16 protein-coding genes and 1 tRNA gene are annotated in these 17796 nt (G+C 45.7%); 2 read left to right on the top strand and 15 right to left on the bottom strand.

All coding sequences use genetic code 11. From position 1 onward, the window contains the following. Window positions 1-45 precede the first annotated feature (45 nt). The 4 genes from ACFX4O_RS23570 to ACFX4O_RS23555 all read right to left on the bottom strand — a co-directional run bounded on the left by ACFX4O_RS23570 (window position 46) and on the right by ACFX4O_RS23555 (window position 3964). Entirely contained in the window at window positions 46-864 is an 819-nt protein-coding gene (locus tag ACFX4O_RS23570; RefSeq protein ID WP_380211653.1) for a DUF932 domain-containing protein, read from the bottom strand. A 144-nt stretch (window positions 865-1008) separates the two neighbouring features. Further along, window positions 1009-1806 carry a hypothetical protein gene (locus ACFX4O_RS23565; protein ID WP_380211651.1) on the bottom strand — a complete coding sequence of 266 codons (798 nt, stop codon included), beginning with the start codon at window positions 1804-1806 and terminating at the stop codon, window positions 1009-1011. Window positions 1807-2250: 444 nt separating this feature from the next. Then, the gene (locus ACFX4O_RS23560; protein ID WP_380211650.1) at window positions 2251-3135 is read right to left on the bottom strand and encodes a GTPase family protein; all 885 of its coding nucleotides are present in this window, start codon (window positions 3133-3135) and stop codon (window positions 2251-2253) included. A 91-nt stretch (window positions 3136-3226) separates the two neighbouring features. Next, complete coding sequence (locus ACFX4O_RS23555; protein WP_380211648.1) at window positions 3227-3964, bottom strand: hypothetical protein; 738 nt, start codon at window positions 3962-3964, stop codon at window positions 3227-3229. A 629-nt stretch (window positions 3965-4593) separates the two neighbouring features. On the opposite strand from ACFX4O_RS23555, the gene ACFX4O_RS23550 reads away from it, so the two are divergent. Next, window positions 4594-5220 carry an inovirus Gp2 family protein gene (locus ACFX4O_RS23550; protein ID WP_380211646.1) on the top strand — a complete coding sequence of 209 codons (627 nt, stop codon included), beginning with the start codon at window positions 4594-4596 and terminating at the stop codon, window positions 5218-5220. A 112-nt stretch (window positions 5221-5332) separates the two neighbouring features. Continuing rightward, on the top strand, window positions 5333-5551 hold the full coding sequence (locus ACFX4O_RS23545; RefSeq protein WP_380211645.1) for a helix-turn-helix transcriptional regulator: 219 nt from the start codon (window positions 5333-5335) through the stop codon (window positions 5549-5551). 24 nt (window positions 5552-5575) lie between these two features. Here ACFX4O_RS23545 and ACFX4O_RS23540 read toward each other — a convergent pair whose 3' ends face one another. The 11 genes from ACFX4O_RS23540 to ACFX4O_RS23490 all read right to left on the bottom strand — a co-directional run bounded on the left by ACFX4O_RS23540 (window position 5576) and on the right by ACFX4O_RS23490 (window position 17444). Continuing rightward, complete coding sequence (locus ACFX4O_RS23540; RefSeq protein WP_165459699.1) at window positions 5576-5803, bottom strand: hypothetical protein; 228 nt, start codon at window positions 5801-5803, stop codon at window positions 5576-5578. Window positions 5804-6041: 238 nt separating this feature from the next. Then, window positions 6042-6671, bottom strand: a complete 630-nt coding sequence (locus ACFX4O_RS23535; RefSeq protein WP_380211643.1) for a hypothetical protein — start codon at window positions 6669-6671, stop codon at window positions 6042-6044. Window positions 6672-6728: 57 nt separating this feature from the next. Further along, complete coding sequence (locus tag ACFX4O_RS23530) at window positions 6729-7448, bottom strand: M48 family metallopeptidase (RefSeq protein WP_162083258.1); 720 nt, start codon at window positions 7446-7448, stop codon at window positions 6729-6731. Window positions 7449-7466: 18 nt separating this feature from the next. After that, window positions 7467-10745: a type I restriction endonuclease subunit R gene (locus ACFX4O_RS23525; RefSeq protein ID WP_380211640.1), complete on the bottom strand. Its 3279-nt coding sequence runs from the start codon at window positions 10743-10745 to the stop codon at window positions 7467-7469. After that, window positions 10742-11788 (bottom strand): virulence RhuM family protein, encoded by a 1047-nt coding sequence (locus tag ACFX4O_RS23520; protein ID WP_380211639.1) that lies wholly within the window; start codon window positions 11786-11788, stop codon window positions 10742-10744. The genes ACFX4O_RS23525 and ACFX4O_RS23520 overlap by 4 nt, the downstream gene beginning before the upstream one ends. Then, window positions 11785-13005 carry a restriction endonuclease subunit S gene (locus ACFX4O_RS23515; RefSeq protein ID WP_380211637.1) on the bottom strand — a complete coding sequence of 407 codons (1221 nt, stop codon included), beginning with the start codon at window positions 13003-13005 and terminating at the stop codon, window positions 11785-11787. Before ACFX4O_RS23515 ends, ACFX4O_RS23520 begins: the two co-directional genes overlap by 4 nt. Beyond that, window positions 12995-14518 carry a type I restriction-modification system subunit M gene (locus ACFX4O_RS23510; RefSeq protein ID WP_380211635.1) on the bottom strand — a complete coding sequence of 508 codons (1524 nt, stop codon included), beginning with the start codon at window positions 14516-14518 and terminating at the stop codon, window positions 12995-12997. The genes ACFX4O_RS23515 and ACFX4O_RS23510 overlap by 11 nt, the downstream gene beginning before the upstream one ends. A gap of 6 nt (window positions 14519-14524) precedes the next feature. After that, entirely contained in the window at window positions 14525-15103 is a 579-nt protein-coding gene (locus ACFX4O_RS23505; protein WP_380211633.1) for a restriction endonuclease subunit S, read from the bottom strand. Window positions 15104-15158: 55 nt separating this feature from the next. After that, complete coding sequence (locus ACFX4O_RS23500) at window positions 15159-15425, bottom strand: hypothetical protein (protein WP_154045413.1); 267 nt, start codon at window positions 15423-15425, stop codon at window positions 15159-15161. Between the two features lie 476 nt (window positions 15426-15901). Beyond that, the gene (locus tag ACFX4O_RS23495) at window positions 15902-17161 is read right to left on the bottom strand and encodes a tyrosine-type recombinase/integrase (protein ID WP_380211631.1); all 1260 of its coding nucleotides are present in this window, start codon (window positions 17159-17161) and stop codon (window positions 15902-15904) included. 198 nt (window positions 17162-17359) lie between these two features. Then, window positions 17360-17444 (bottom strand) — tRNA-Leu (locus ACFX4O_RS23490). Window positions 17445-17796 lie beyond the last annotated feature (352 nt).

Here is a 17796-nt window from a genome sequence, read left to right as displayed (position 1 = left end):
CGCCGGTTTATTGGCAAAGCCTGAGGGAAGGGATAATAAAAAGGTTCATGAAGCAAGCTGCAGCATATTCTCGGCCATCACCCAGAGGGCGCGATTAAGCTTCACATCACCGTCGATACCTTTTACAGCACGGGTATGTGCACGTTTGCCTTTAGTCGTTCGTCCAGGCAGACCGCCTTTAATCAGGTTTTCCTGAATACGCTGGTAAGTGGTCCACAGGTCGTTGCTCTCATCCTGCCAGCGGCGCGGGGAAAGGATTTGCGATTCCGCCACCGGCTGATGCTCTTCTCCAAAGCGATAGGTTAATGCCGCTTTCGCCATTGCCTGCTGAGCAAGTGGCGGCAACAAAAGCGACTGCATGGCATCGCGTTTCTCTTCGACGCGGTCAAATATCCCCAATACTTCGTATGCCCCTTCGATTACTTTCTCTACTACGTTGCCTTTATGTGGAACACGTACCTCCCCAAAGCTTTCGCCACAGACAAGGCCATTCTGACAAACAAAGCGAAACAGGCCCGGCAGCATCTGGTATGAACTTGAGCCGTCGTGGCTGTTCAGCAGAATAATTTCCGGTACCTGCTTGCCTGTAATTTGTCCCTCACGGCGAAGGCGCAGCATATGTTTGGTATGTTCACGTTTGCTTTGATCGCGCACGCGAGTTTGACAGGCAAAGAATGGCTGAAAGCCCTCACGCTGTAGATTTTCCAGCAGGGTTATAGTGGGGATGTATGTATAGCGATCTGAACGTGATACATGTTTATCTTCTCCGAACACGCTGGGGACGACATGCATCATCTCCTCACGAGTTAACGGACGGTCGCGGCGTATCTGATTGATTTGCCCAAAACGGCTGGCTAATTTCATGAAAAATTCCTTATAAAAAAAGGCCATGCCCTTACGGGTCATGACCTTTTTGTTTTTTGGTGTAGTTATATCAAAGGGTTAATGATAATGATGATACCGAAATCACTTGCGCGGTGAATGAGTGAAACAACAGATACGATGACATCAATCAGGTTTAAATGTGAACGTACCTTTGTTTGTCTCTACAACCAGCTCAAGCAATTGACACTTAGAAAAATTTTCATCCGTTGTCACATTAAACTTTAACGTATCACCAAATTTCAGTGGAACATTAAAGCGGTCACCATTCCCATTCGGGCGGAGCGTGCAATTACCGCGATTCATAATGGCATTTTTTACAATGATATTATTACCGACACTGGTCAAAGTAATACGCCAGTTCGGGAACTGGTTAACAAGATAGAAATGCTCTGTAGAAACTTTAATGACAGGCTGGTCACTCACGTCCTCATCTGGCCTATTATTGGTCGTATCCCCGGTATGCGACACTTGTTTCTCCATACCGGCAATACCGTTCGTTAATAACCCGTTCGCTACTTTAATGGTGCCCGGCTTACAGGAGATACTTTTGGTTTCATTACCCAATAAATTTATCTCTGTATAGCCTGCTGATTTCACACCTTTATGTTCGGCATAAGTAATGGCAACAGCCCCTTCAATCTCTTCTCCGGTACCACGCAGGTTGAAAAATTTCTCGTAAAAAACAGGTCGGGAACCAACAGTCTGAACCGCTTCTCCCGATGGAACATCTAACTTAATGACCGCCCCTTCACTTTCTACATCTCCTGGGTTCGTAAAGCCGATATAGACAGTCTGAGCACTGTGTGAAAGCGTCATGATACTGTTATCAGCCAGCGTACATTTCAGATCAAAATCAGCAGCAGCACAGACAGTGGTAAACAGAGTAGACAGGGTAAAAATTACTGTAGGTAGGGTTTTCACAGGGAAATTCCTTGTTTGATTAAAAGCCATCTTGTTCAACAACATCGTCATTCTGAAGGTCATAACTGATTACATTGACGACAGCGGCAGGTTGGAGAGGAATATCAGCTTTGCGATGGCCCACTTCAGACTCTTCCCGTTATACGGTGAGGCCGGCAAAGAATTGCCACTTCATTACTGATTTCCGCTGAAACCTGGTAGCGGACATGTATGTCTCCTTACAAAGGTGAGTCAAAATGCGTGCCTGGTGACCAGACACATCAGTCACATTTAATTATTTACAGTTAAAACAGTAAGTTGTACTTACCTCGTAAAATCTTATATCCCTTCGGATTGAAGGTATAATGAGATAATCAGATCGTATCGATCGACAAGATCGATCATTGATAAACAAACTTGTTCGTAAGAAGAGGGACTAGCGAAGAAAAATGTCACAGGAAGGCATTAGAAGAACCAGTGCCAAAGTGTTGAAGCGGCGCTGGCGAGGCTTTCACGGATAGCGTGGAGTCGGTCCTTTAGTGCTTCTGGTAATGGCACCGCGTCAATAATGCGGCTAAATAACTCCCCCACCAGTTCACCGAAGTCCTGTCGAACAACCTGCTCAGCTTCAGATGTACGATGAATTTCTTTTATCTGGCAGAACACACCGCTGCTGGCTGATACTGGCAGGGCACTGACAAGGGTTTCGACCAGAAGGGGCAGATTATAACCGGTGCTGGCGGAAACAGGATGTACCGGATGAGGGGGGCGAAATTGTTGTGATACTGCATTGCACCTGGCGGCAAGAGTCAGTAATTGCTCTGCAGAGGGGGTGGCTGTTTCACGACACCACTCCAGGGAGGGTTCAGCCTTATCGGCCTGATTGATGACAAACACAATGCAGTCTGGTGAGACGCCGCATTCCAGCAGAAACTGATAAAACGCTTCATCAGTGGAGCAGGCCCGATCATCAGCTTTCATGATCCAGAGAATGAGGTTGAGGTCCGGTAATAGCGACTGGTACAGCGTGCGATACTTTTTGTCATACGCAAGACTTTCCCCTGCCCCAGGTAAATCAATCAATGTCATCTTCCGCTCTCCAACTTCAAATTTGAAATGGAGAGCCTCGCGGGTGCAGCCAGTATTATGGCTGACCGTGCTCAGTGGGTGCTGAAAAAGTGCATTAACCAGACTGGATTTACCAACTCCCGTTTTACCCATGATGCCAATTACGGGCTCATAAGTAATAGTGTTTCGTATTTTGTTAAGTACTTCATTCCTTATGTATTCAGGGTAAAGTGAAAGGTGAAGCCCCAGAATTTTTAACCCGTTATGTTTCTCGCTACTCATTTAGTATCTCCCGTTAAATTTAAATCATCTGATTTATATCTAACGGGTGATATAGGCTTAAATATAATTAAATTCTAAAAATAAACCACAACTACTTAAAAACCTTGTAACGCCGCCCAGAGTTTGTTTTGAACCCGTTATTTGTTCCCTCACCAAATACTACTGAGAACCGCTCACTAACTGAACGATGATCTACGCCAAGAATAATACACTTCGCAACTTCACCATCACCCAAACCAACACCCTTGATATTATCATCAGCGATTCTGTGTTGAAAGTTCGAACTGGCATCATACACAGGTATGAAAAAAGCGCCGTCCTTATACTTATCATCAAATATAGGGGTAAGCATTCTGATGCCAGAAAGTCTGGTTTTAGTCGTTAAATCGTAATAACTGTAATACTTTATGTTAAAGAAATCATAGCAACCATCATATTTTAACCACTCTTTTTCAGACACTCTTATTAAGGTAACTTTAACATCATAACGACCCTTTAAAGAGCCTGAATTAGTTTTTTGATACACACCTTTAATTAAAGTCCTTAATAACACAAAGCAGGAATCTCTGAGGTATTCAGGGTTGTTCTTCAACCGCTTTCGAATAATATCTTTAAAACTGGTAATTATACTTTCTGCTGTCTCAAGCATAACGTATTTGTACAAGTCTGACTTTGCAGCTCCGGGGAGATATTCGAATACTCCACTGCATACAAAATTTATATCTGTAGGGTAAGGCTTATGTAAGACAAGAGCTGGCCGACTGGTTTTTACAGACATAGATGCCGCTTCTTTTTCAACCAGACTTCCCAGGTATCTGGATTTTGACATACCTTGCTCCTCCGCTGAACGCTCCACAAATTCCTGTAACCCCTGCGCTGGAAGGTACGCAGTCTCCTGAAATTTTCCTGGCATATGCCCTCTTACTCATGTGTGTTTTTCCGTAATAATAAGGTACCGTACTTTTGTTGAAATTTACATAAATCAATAGATTATAATTTTAATCAATTCTTATCCTTATCCTCATCGAGGAATCCATGCAGGGATTAGTGAAAAAAAACTGGCATCCCTATTATGCGTAAGAACGATCACGCCCCCCTCCCGGATTAGCCTTAGGACATGTATAAGAGTCAGACCTGAACAAGCTGCAGACTCACTTAAGGTACAGATGTGACAACGCGCAAAGTGACCACAAGATACCTGGCCTCAACAAACTAACTTGCGGGTAAAAAAAACAGCATAAAAAGCATAGCGACTCTTTTCCTTCTTCTATTGGATCTTGACTTTCACCACAGCTCTTTTTGCCGGATTAATAATATATCTATAATTTAATTAACAAATACATTAACCAACAAACCCTAAGACAAGACAATTATTCCCCTCTCACACTAAGTCTTTCTTAAAACAAAAACTTACTCCATTTCCCATGTAATGAATTTTTAAGAACAGAGGTGAAAGCAATGGAAGATTATTCAGGATGCTATGGGGATTTGAGAGAGGAGTATTTGAAACGAATTCAGGAGAGTATCCGTAAAGCTCAGGAGGAGTACCCTCGCTTACTGGCTGTCAGAGTAGATTTCCGCTTACCCATGTGTAAAGAGAAACTGGAGAAAGCCAGAGTTGATGCTTCGGTTATCACGCGTTGTATGAAATCTCTGAAGGAGCGTATTAAGGCGGATTTGAAACGTAAAAAGAAAGCAGGTAAGCGGACCTACCCCTGTCGACTTCGTTATGTATGGGTGAGGGAATTTAATCTTGAAGGGAAAAAGCATTACCACGTCCTGCTTCTCCTGAATAAAGACGCTTACTTTCATCCTGGAGATTTCAACAAAGACAGTGGGACATTGGCGTCAATGATAGCCGGAGCCTGGGTGAATGCTCTAGGGCTTTCATATCCGGTTGACCGGGGCTTGGTTCACTTTCCAACAAATGGTTACTACCATCTGAACAGCAAAGGGGAGAAAGAGTTAATTACATCGATAAATACGCACATGGATGCGCTGAAGTTTCGTACTGCCTACATGGCTAAGGTAGCAACAAAAAGCAATGAAGATGGAGAGCGAAACTTTGGCTGCAGTCAGAACTAAAAATTATTAATTACTGAGAAACGGATGGTTATGGCGGAGTGACAGGCAATATCAAAAAATGATTGAACCTCGAGCTCCTGTCTTTCAACTCATAAAGACAAGAGAAATCGTCATGACCATACAAAGTAACAACATTGACCTGATGAACGACAAACTGGTGGATATGGTGTTCATCACCGAATTTACAGGACTGAGCGACAAGTGGTTTTACAAACTGATCAGCGAAGGGAAGTTTCCGAAGCCGATTAAGCTAGGACGTAGCTCCCGCTGGAAGGAAAGTGAGGTAAAAAGCTGGCTAGAGGAAAAGATTGAACTGTCCAGAGCAACGTAACTCTGGACATACGATGGTGAGAAATTATCGTAGTTTTTGATAAAAATTCTTGCGTACAGTACGGCTGATGTAACTGTTAAGCCCCTGACCAGCCCTTGCAAGCATTTTCATGTGGTCAACCGTAACTTGGCCTGGTCGGATAGAGTTGTATAGGTACAGAGAGTTATCACGAAATTGGACAGTGATTGAGTCATCCCCTATTTCAAACCCTACAACACCTGAATCGCCACCACGATTTTGATACTTTTCCATTTAATATCCTTGTTAAATAAATGCTTATTGCAGCTCAACAATAACCATTCAAATGAAAAGGATATGTGACAGAACTCTCTAAACTTAAGATAAAATTCACACACCATTAAAGCGAGCAGCTCAGTCAAATTAGGTTTAGCCCTGTATCGTGACGGTATCAGATCAGGTCTGAGCTAATACATCAAAACACAGTGTTTTTGGCCTGCTTCGCTTTTTGAACATAGTGCGCAGCGGTACATTATCTTTTTCCCAGAGAAGGTAAACCACCGGAGACAACAATCCTACGTCCGCCAATGTATTGGTCCATAATGTCTCGTGACTTGGCACCTTTGTTTTTTTTACCCTTTGCCGTTACTTTCTTGTTTTTGCTAGATTTGCTTTTTGCAGCAAGTCTTTTCTTGGCATGGGCAAGCAGAATGAGCCGCCCTGACATCAAACTCTGTCTGGAAGTATCCGCCGCATCATAGCCATTCACGATGGTCATTATTTCTTTTTCAATTTCAGATAACGTTTTTTCAGCAACGAATTTCTCTACTACAGCGGAGTATTTTTTATCGAGCGGTTGAGTTATCGCCCATTGATAGGAAATCGTCGTTACACTGTTTTTCTTTGAAGGATTACTACTGATGGGAGAAGAGCTTGGTCTTTCTGAATGGGCTTTATTTATATGCTTTTCTAATCTTTTCGCGTCCTTGAAAGAAACGTTACATACTGGACATTTGCAGGTTTGACGGGCAATAAGCGGTGCCTCAGCTACCGACTTAGCAAGATGAGGTGCCATCTTCCAGCCATGATTGGTTAGCAAATGACTGGACAGCACCGTCACTTCGACTGCGGTATTACACAGAGCACATATGATTTTTTCCATATCCTACTCCCTCATGCGATGGATGCTGCAGGATTGAAGCATCGCACGCCATTATGTTCAGCTTGTCATTATCATCCCAGCCATCCCGTCCAAACGCTTCTTGATCTTCTCCCAGTCAGGCATTACCTGCCCCATGAGCCGGTAGAAGCGTTCACTATGGTTATGCTCGGCCAGATGACATAGCTCATGCAAAATAACGTAATCGATGCACTCACGTGGGGCCTTTACCAGATTGGGATTCAGGGTCACCCTTCCATTGGGGGAACAACTTCCCCACTGAGTCTGCATGGTAAGAATACGCAATGGCGGTGAGTCACTGACCCATAACGCTTGCTCCAGCATAGCGCTCAGCCTTTTGGCGAAGACTTCGCGGGCTCGAGCCTTATACCAGTCAGTCAGCAACTGCAGAACCTTTTCAGCGCTCTTATGGCGTAAGGTGACTTCCAGCTTGCCACGCAACATTTTTACGCCCTGAGCCTCAGAGGGGGCCACTATCACCTTAAGCATGTACTGTTTGCCCAGGTAATAGTGACTCTCACCGCTGATATACTGTCGTGGAGTTATATATTCCAGCTGCTTACGGAAGTCCCGTAGCTGCTGATAGATCCAGCGCCCACGCTTTTCAACGGCATTCAGAACCTGTTGGTCATCGGTATCCTGCGGCGCGGATACTACAACCCGGCAGTCGGGATGAACTTTTATCAGGATACGCCCATTTACCAACGGTCGGGGTTTACACTCGAAGGTAATGCGTTCATCACCATAAATGAAGCTCATTGCTCTTTCGCCCAAAATTTAGACTCCGCTCAGCCCTACGCGGGTAATCTGGACGATCATTTCCACAATCTTTTTCGCCTGATCCATTCCGCCACCTATTGCCTTACACTCTTTAAACATCATCGGTAGAAGCTTCTTGCGAATATCAGCCTCGATATTTTGCGGATTGATCGAGTTCTCAGCCACTGAGATATCAACAGCCAGGTCTACTTCAAAAGCAAGCTTCACCCACTTATCGATAACCTGAGAATCGGTAATGGCAAAAACCTCCGGCAGTACTTTTTTGTACACGCCGAAGTAAGCCTGTGCATGGTGATTACCAGCAAATACGTCGGGTATTTCGTTCAGCCGCCGTTCCTGTACTTGCTCCTCAAACTCACGAAATAGCATGTACTGCTTGAGAGGGTGATCAAACAGTTTTTCGGCCTCTTCAATAGCCAGACGCAGTAACTTCGAGAAGGCTTCCTGGGCATAAGGATCATCACGTAAATCCTGCTCAATCATCCGGGTTACGCGGGTTTTAATAATATCCGTTTCGTTGCGAGTTTTATCTTCACTCCACTCTTCGGGCCGTTGTCCCATTTTGCTGACTTCATACACTCCATCAGGCTCGCGGACTTCTACACCAACAACGTGTTTATCCAGCAGCTTTTTAACCTGTTCCGTGTACTGATCATAATCTACCGTCTCACCGGCATCCTGCTTCACCAGCTGACGCAGGCTGGTAAATTGTCTGAGCGTCTCTTTATAGTGCTGGCGGTCTTCTTCGCTGAAACTCTTATCCTCAAAGAAGGTAGCCGACTGCAACGCCACTTTCAGGCAGCTGGCAAATTGCGTGAGTGCCTCATAAAAGTCTTCACGGACTTTAAGATGCACATCAACCATTTCGCCATGCTTTTCTTCCGTGCGCGGCACCAGCACCTGACGGAGTTGCTCAATATCGTTTTTGTTTTTTACACCTGCGAAAATCGCCCACAGATTTTTATACAGCTGGGGAAGGCGCTTGTACTCCGTACTCATCTGACCGTAAAGCCCCACCAGATCGTCGATGTCAAACCCGCCCTGCGTGCGAGATGCCAGCTTCTGGTAATCCTCAATGGTGGTATCTAGCTCTTTGAGGATGCCCCGATAATCGATTAGCAGACCAAATTTTTTCTTAGGGTGTAGGCGGTTAACACGGGCTATTGCCTGAATAAGGTTATGCCCTTTAAGAGGCTTATCGATGTAAAGCACGGTATTTTTGGGTTCATCAAAGCCGGTAAGTAATTTATCGACCACAATAAGTAGCTTCAGCGAATCATCTTTATCAAAACGCTCAATGACATTGCGCGTGTAAACCTGCTCATCCTGAGAGCCGACATTATCTTGCCACCATTTGGTCACATCAGGGATGCCAGATTCATCCACCTCGGTATTCCCTTCACGCGTGTCAGGAGAACTAATGACCACGGCAGACTCAAACAGTCCGGCTTCATCAAGATATTTTTTGTATTTTATCGCTGCTGCTTTACTGTCACAGGCAAGTTGCCCTTTCAAACCATCATCGATGTTTTTGACAAAATGGTTGGCGATATCCAACGCAATAAGGTGGATGCGGTCGTCGGCATTATAAACCTGCCCTTTACTAGCAAACTTACGCTTCAAGTCGGTTTTTTGTTTTTCCGTTAACCCCTCGGTGATACGGTCAAACCAGCTATCTATAGCTCGTTCATTAACATTCAGCTCAGGTGGCCGCTCTTCGTAGAGAAGCGGAGTGACAGTCTTGTCCTCTACCGCACGCTGCATGGTGTAAGCATGAACGATGGGACCGAATTTATTAGTAGTCTTATCATCTTTCAGCAACGGCGTACCGGTGAAAGCAACAAAGGCCGCGTTGGGTAGAGCCAGCTTCATGCGTTGATGACTCTCACCGCCATGGCTACGGTGGCCTTCATCAATCAGCACAATGATATCGGGGCTGGTATTCACGCACTCGGGCAAGCGAGTGGCCGTATTAAATTTCTGAATCAACGAGAAGAGAATGCGCTCAGTACCCTTGCCAATCTGTTCGGCTAAACTCCTGCCAGAGGTGGCAATGGCATCGGCTTTATCCCTTTTACCTGCCAGCTCCCCGGTTGAGATAAAGGTGCGACTGAGCTGGTTTTCCAAATCGACGCGATCGGTCACCACTACGATGCGGCACTGCTTGAGAGTTTCACTTAGAATCAGCGCCTTGCTGAGGAAAACCATCGTCAGTGACTTACCTGAACCCGTGGTATGCCAGATAACCCCACCGTTGCGGCTGCCATCAGGGTTCTTCGTTTCTATCCGCTGTAGCAGCCGTTTGATACTGAATACCTGCTGATATCGGGCAATGACCTTACCGGCTCTCTTATCAAACAATGTGAAGAAGCGAGCCATATCCAGCAGGCGCTCGGGTAACAGCAGACTGATAAGCAACTGGTCCTGACCCGTTATAGCCAAATCACCCGCTGTTGTCAGATTTTGATACCATTCCAGGCATGCAACCGGACGGTGGCTGAAGATTGAATCAATCTGCTGCGCTGTGAGCTTACGGTTTTTGATGGCAAGCATCTCCAGATCGGAGATATCTTCTTCCCGCCATGTAGCCCAAAATTTGGTCGGTGTTCCGCAAGTCCCATAACGTCCATCATGGCCGTTTATCGACAGTAAGATCTGGCTGTAGGCAAACAGTCGTGGAATTTCATCATGACGCTGGTTTCGCAGACTTTGAGAAATCCCCTCGTCAATAGTCGGCCCTTTTTTAGCATTGCCGTCCGGGCGCTTAGCCTCGATAACAACCAGCGGAATACCATTCACAAAGCAGACAATATCGGGCCTGCGTGCCTCAATGCCGTTAGCGCGTGTCACACTGAATTCTTCGGTGAAAACAAAGCTGTTATTTTGCGGGTTGTTCCAGTCAATCAACGAGATTGTTGGGTTCACCCGCTTACCATCAATAAATTCCGTCACTGAAATGCCGTACAACAAGTGGTTGTACAAATGTTCATTGGCGGTAATTAATCCCTGGTTTAATGCCGGGCTGTTAACTTCGGCGATAAGGCTCTCAATCGCTTTGTCGGAAATGACATGCTCTTTACCGGCAAAGATAAACGTTCTCTTGGCTAACTGTTCACGCAAAATCTGGTTTAAAACCACCTGATCTGCCTTGCCTGCTCGCGCAGACATGGCTTGCTGAGGTGAAATATACGTCCAGCCTAAATTGCTCAAGAGAGCCAGCGCCGGGAGCTTAGCACTGTACTCTTCCTGGAATTTTGGCGCGATTTGCATGCTCATGATGTTCCCTTATCTTTATCGGCTTTCCAGTGCAGCAGCTCGGTAATATCCTTTTCACCCTCGGCCTCTTTTAATAAACGCCGTTGCTCTGTAAATCTTGCATATTCAACCTGAGCTTTTTCAACTGCCATTTTCTTACTGACAGTACCAGCACCCTGTAGCACATTGCGGTCGTTGAACTGCAGGAACTGATCCAGCTTCTCCTGCCAGTCCTGTAAAAAAACCTGCTGACGGCGCAGCGCCTGATCTTCGGCATAGTCCAGCCACATATTCACTACACGGTTCAGCTCACTGACCTCTTTTTGGGTCAGGTAATTCTTAGCAACCGTGACATCGCCTTTTCGCACGTCACTGCCTTTATAGCTGGTGAGCCCCATATGAGGCTGGCTGGCATCTGCCCGCTGGTGGATCAGCTCAGCGGCTGTACGCCCAGTGCAGGCAAAGTGCAGTTTGTTCTGGATGGTTTGAAAGAAGAGGGTGGTCTCTTTCAGAGTCGGCTGATAATCAGCAGCCAGCGCGAAAATCTCCCGCACACGCAGATAGACGCGCCGCTCGCTGGCACGAATATCTCGGATACGTTCCAGCATCTCGTCAAAGTAGTCGGGCACCACAGAAGAGCCAACGGGCGGATTCTTTAGCCGCTCGTCATCCATCACAAACCCTTTAATCAGATATTCCTGTAGGGTTTGCGTGGCCCACTGGCGGAACTGAGTCCCCCGAACTGAGCGAACACGATAGCCTACGGCCAATATGGCTTCGAGACTGTAGTGCTCTATCTCTCTGGAAACCTGACGTTTTCCTTCCTGGCGAACTATCCGGAATTTCCGGATAGTTGAATTTTGACCAAGTTCGCCTTCTGAAAAGATGTTGATCAGGTGCTCGTTGATGGTACGAACATCCTTACCATATAGCTCAGCCATGGATGCTTGAGTGAGCCAAAGCGTATCTGACTGAAATCGGCATTCAACACGTGTGCGACCATCTTCGCTTTGGAACAGCAGGAATTCACCTGCAGGGGGCTGAGGTAACTGTTTATCAGTCATGTGGCCTCCACCTTTACCCGGCGTTTACCGGTGAGCAGTTGCTGCATCAAGGCTTTTTTTTCTTGCTTAAGCAAAAATAGTTTCTTTTCAAGAATAGAAATTTCCATATCAGCATCAGAGAACATCGAAGCAATTTTTATCTGCTCTTCATAGGGTGGCACCAAAACTTTCAAAGATTTCAATACAGATAACTGCAAAGCAGGGAGGCTGGTCCCTGCCGCATAACGGTTGAAATCTATGGAGCACATAAGGTAGAAAACAAAATCATCAGACACACCATCTTTAGCTTTTGCAAAACCGAGGTGGCTCACAATAAATGAGTTCTCTTTCAGCTGAGCCCTTTGATTTAAAAGAAGGGATGCTCCACTTTTTGTAAATAGAGTCGCCTTTGCTGGTACGACTCCAAGGCTACATTCTCTTATTGCTAATTGATTGACTTTGTCACGCGATTGTGGCGCCCATCGGCAGGTACTTGAACCCAAGTCGGAGACTCTGAGGAAATCATGATTCCCATCGATAAAATACTTTGCTTCTTGTGGGGCTGGTTGCCCTGCACCTAAAATACATATTTCAGATAATGCTCTCTTCTCCCACCGCCCCTTAAACTCTGGGAAACGCCTATTACCGGTAATCAATTGCTGCGTCAGTGCTTTTTTCTGCTGCTGGCTATTGGTAAGTAGTTGTTCAGTTGTAACGATCGCCTTATCCCAAGTAGAAAGTATTTTTACGATCTTTTTTTGTTCAAATAATAATGGTAATTTTACTTTTAAATTTTGGTAGGCACCCACATTAAGGTGTTTTTGTGCCATTCCACCCTGAAGGTTTAATACCTGTGACTTACCAACAGAAGAATTCGTATAAGCACATAAATACTCGGGAAGTACTTTTTCCTTTAGGGGTCTAGCTATGATGATATCAATAGCATTTGTCCCTTCAAATTCTGGTGTAACAACGCAGGCTGTGCCGGGATATCCTGTTCTTACAATTAAAACATCACCAGACTTAAGCTGGCTCTTCTTGTTAATCAAGTGCCCTTCTGGAGAAAAATAGACCCAATCAGAGTCGTTAATAAACCCTTCTCTGACATTTGCCGATCGAAACGCTTTAATACCCAAACTTTCGTCCACGTAGTATTGGGAAGGCTTAATAACAACGCCAACAGAAATTGACTCACAAATTTCGATAGTATCTACCAAGCTCCATCCCTCAGGCACCATAGCCCAACTCCTCCAAGTATTTCGCCATTTCTGCTTCTAGCTCAGTCAATCGTGATTGCAGTTGTCTACGCTCGGCGCGGACCGACATCAGGTCAATTTCATCTTCTTCTTCAAAGGTATCGACATAGCGGGAGATGTTCAGGTTATAGTCGTTGTCACGGACCTCTTGCTTACTAGCGAGATAAGCATATTTGTCAACATTATCGCCATCACAATAGGTTTTAACAATTTTGGCAATATTATCCGCACTCAACTGGTTCTGATTTTTACCCGGTTTAAACTCACGACTGGCATCGATAAACAACACGTTATCGTCCACTTTACTCTTTTTAAATATCAGGATTGCCGCAGGTATACCTGTACCGAAAAACAACTTTTCTGGCAAACCAATCACCGCATCGAGAAGATTTTCGTCTATCAACTTCTGCCGAATTTTTCCTTCGCTGGAACCACGGAACAACACGCCATGTGGAACCACCACCCCCATACGTCCAGTTTTCGGCTTCATGGTTTCGATCATATGAAGGATAAACGCAAAGTCACCCTTGGTTTTAGGCGGAAGCCCACGGCGGAACCGACCATAATGATCGTCAGCCACATCATCAATCCCCCATTTCTCCAATGAGAAAGGTGGGTTAGCGGTAACCACATCAAACAGCATCAGGTTGGCATTTTTATCGAGTAGCTTGGGGTTGCGGATAGTGTCACCCCACTCGATCTTGTGGTTGTCCTCGCCGTGCAGAAACATGTTCATTTTAGCCAGCGACCAGGTGGAACCAATTGCCTCCTGACCATAAAGCTCATAGTTCTTGCTATGGTGCTGTTGAGCCACCCACTTGCCACATTTCATCAAAAGCGAAGCAGAACCACAGGTTGGGTCACAGATAGATTCTCCTGGCTGTGGGTCAAGCAAAGCTGCGAGCAGATCTGACACTTCAGGTGGCGTATAGTACTCTCCGGCTTTCTGGCCGCTGTTCGCAGCAAACTTGCCAATCAAATATTCATAAGCGTTACCAATTACGTCTAATCCACCCACCCGGCTTGGCTTAAGATTCAGCTCTGGATGAGTAAAATCTTCGAGTAACTGCTTCAAAATCAGATTCTTTTGTTTTTCATCACCAAGCTTATTGGTATTAAATGAAATTTCCTGGAACACGCTCTTGCTGCCATCTTTCAGCTTAGTGCCGTTAGCTTCTTCAATTGCGTGTAGAGCTACATCGATACGTTCACCGTTACCCGCCTCACTTCGACGCTTATAGAGCGCATAAAAGCTAGCATCTTTCGGGAGAACAAAGCGTTCATTCTTCATCATCTCTTCAATCAGCTCTGGTTCATCGCCATACTGGGCTTTGTAACCATCATAGTGATCCTGCCAGACATCCGAGATGTACTTCAGAAACAGCATAGTAAGAATGAAATCTTTGTAAGTATCAGGGCTGATGGTGCCACGGAAAGTGTCACATACGCCCCATAGCACGCGATTGATGCGGTCCTGATCGATCATATTGCTCATAACAAGTTAATCCTTAAGTAATTTTTGTAAAATACCAAGTTCAAGCTGATGGCGATTTTCCTGTAACTTATTGATAAGTTCATCTTCTTTCTGCCATATACGCTGGAGCTCGATAAGCTGTAATTGAGTTTCAATAGGCGGAACCGGGATAGCGACATCCAGCAGCGCTGATTTCGTTATTAACTGAATGTTGGTGCCGCTCCGATGAAACCATTGCTGAATCATCGGATGGTTTAACAGCCAGCACACGTACTCAGGGGCAATCTCACTCTCTTTTCTTTTGAGACTAACAATCAGGAACTGGCTCGTAGCAACCACAGGAACCTGGCCACGATATACAACTGCCAGATTACGATTCCCTCTGGCGGCAACAACAATCTCCCCCTGTTCAAGAAATGGGGGAGCGATGCGTTGTTCCCACACGACAGTAGGTAGTGCTTTGTCATTGAACTGCCAGTCCTGATCGAGGTCTTTAATCTGTAACAGACGCACATCTCCTTCAGGGTCAGGCGTGATTGCTCCCCTTAGAGTGTGGCCTGAACGGATGCCTGCAATTTGGCCTAACTTTTTTAAAGATGTTGGCATACGGGCCCCTGATTTATTGCACCATCCCTGGCGCATCTATTCTTAAGCGTGGCGATTATAAGTTGTTTTTAAGCCATTGAGAGATATTGTCAGAAAGCCCATACCACGCACCGTCTCCCCGCAAACCAGTGACGAGTAGACCATCATCGTTATCCATAACGGCTTTGAGATAATCGCGAACTTGTGTTGCCGTTTGCTCGGTGACAATAATCCAGGTTGATTCCAGAGGATGACACCAGGTCCCATAAGACTTGATGCGCTCAATGAGCGGGGCATAATCTTTCTGCTTTCGCAGATCGTAAGAAATTTGATAAGCTGCCACAGATTTGATCTCCTAATTTAGACGTTTGGGTTTGAGTCAACGCGACAGATTGCAGTCTGTCGCACCTCACCACTCTAATCTGTAGCTTCTGTACAGAGTTAAAAGTGACTTGGTGAAGCTATGATTGAGCAAAAAGATCAGAATGTAAACCAAAAAAATAATGCAGTAGCAGCCCTACAGAAATGCGTGATCGTAAATTAAGTGCAAAAAAAACAAACGTCTTACGACTCAAGCGATTGATTTTAAATCAATAAAAAATAATCGAACATGAATGAAATATGCGCAAATATTTTTATAACCTGCGCACTTTTATGCATTTTTGTTAAATAATCTGTGTAACATCATTCAAAATTGACGCAAGATTATCCCATACACGTGTACCATCCCCCGTCTTCCCTCCAGATAGGGCGCATATTTATACATGCCACAAATGGCTTTCCGTTTGGTGGAAACCAAATCGTTCTCGTTTGCTAAATTTACTTAGTCTTCAACTTAGCAAAGTCAAACGGACTAATTGATTTTTCTCGATTAATATCCAGATAATCAGCCCACCACTGCAGCATCAGTCTGCGCTCATCCAGATGCTCGGCCTTATGAATATAAGCCGCACGCACAGAGTTACGTTCCTGGTGACTCATCTGCCGCTCTACCGCATCCCTCGACCACAATCCTGACTCAATTAATGAACTACAGGCCATTGTTCTGAAACCATGACCACATACTTCAACCTTCGTATCGTAGCCCATGACTCGCAGTGATTTATTAACAGTGTTTTCACTCATTGGCTTACGTGGATCATGATCACCAACGAAAATCAGCTCTCGGTTTCCACTCATGCTTTTGATCTTTTCCAAAATAGCGAGAGCTTGACGCGATAAGGGAACAAGATGCGGCGTCTTCATCTTTGAGCCTCGCTGAGAGTGTTTAATGCCTTCCAGAGGTTCACGCTCGCCCGGAATCGTCCACATAGCCGTTTCAAAATCCACTTCTGACCAACGGGCAAAACGCAGTTCACTTGAACGGATGAAGACCAACAATGTGAGTTCGACCACAAGTCGAGTTAACGGCCTGCCAGAATAGTGATCAATACGATGGAGTAATTCAGGTATGCGATTAAGTTCCAGAGCAGCACGGTGCTGTCTTTTAGCCGTAGCAACAGCACCGGCAATCTCTTGCGCGGGGTTGTAGTCGATTAAGCCGCTCTGAACAGCAAAGCGCATAATCGCGGTAGTGCGCTGTTGTAAACGAGCGGCAACTTCAAGACGACCTGATGACTCGACGGCTTTAATGGGTACAAGCAGATCCCGCGTTTTTAGTTCCGCAATGTTCCGCTTACCGATAGCAGTAAAGAGATTATCTTCGAGGCTTTTCAATACACGAGCACTATGAGACTCAGACCACTTTTGATTACTGGCATGCCAGTCTCTGGCTACCACTTCAAACGTTATAGCCTCTTGCTCCAGCTCTACCTTCACGGCTTTCTTGTTCTCACTGGGATCTACACCATTAGCTAACAGCTTACGGGCTTCATCCCGGCGAGCCCTGGCATCCGCCAGCGAAACTTCAGGGTATTTCCCCAACGCCAACATCTTCTCTTTACCACCGAAGCGATAACGTAGCCGCCAGTATTTGGAGCCGTTAGGGTGAACCAGCAAAACCATACCGTCGCCGTCAGTTAGTTTATAGGCTTTTGCTTCAGGCTTAGCCGAACGAACCTTCACATCACTCAGAGCCATGATGAGTATCCTTTCAAGGGTTCTGTGTGGGTACAAACATTATCGAACCGGGATATACCCGCAGTTGTACCCGCATCAGTAAGTTGATGTATATTGAATCAGGTTGACTTAGGTTGAGTGAAAAAGCGAGCAAGGCCTTGCGGATACTGGATTTCAGGCACAAAAAAAGACGTCCGTTGACGTCTATTGATGTTCCGATGGTGCCGAAGGCCGGACTCGAACCGGCACGTATTTCTACGGTTGATTTTGAATCAACTGCGTCTACCGATTTCGCCACTTCGGCACTGAAGGGGATGCGGAAACGTGTTGGATTATACCTGCCGCGGGCGGCTATGCAAGTCACGATGTTGTCATACGCCGCTAAGTGCTGAAAAAATCAACGTTCTATAAGCTGTCACCTCTCTCTTTATAAATTCTTTCCTCTTTAACCCCTAGCCTCTTAATCCCTTACTCGCTCTCCCCCCCTTCGATCCAGAACGTTCCTCCTTCCGGCTCCCACCTTTGAACATTCCACATCAGCCCCAGCCCTTCCAACATCACAATCCGCTAGCACTCCAACCTTCGCCCTTCGCCCTTCGCCCTTCGCCCTTCGCCCTTCGCCCTTCGCCCTTCGCCCTTCGCCCTTCGCCCTTCGC

Source organism: Kosakonia sp. YIM B13571 (assembly GCF_042788095.1).
GTDB lineage: Bacteria > Pseudomonadota > Gammaproteobacteria > Enterobacterales > Enterobacteriaceae > Kosakonia > Kosakonia quasisacchari.
The sequence above is the reverse complement of the archived record's forward strand: the minus strand, read 5'-3'. Positions and strand labels throughout refer to the sequence as shown.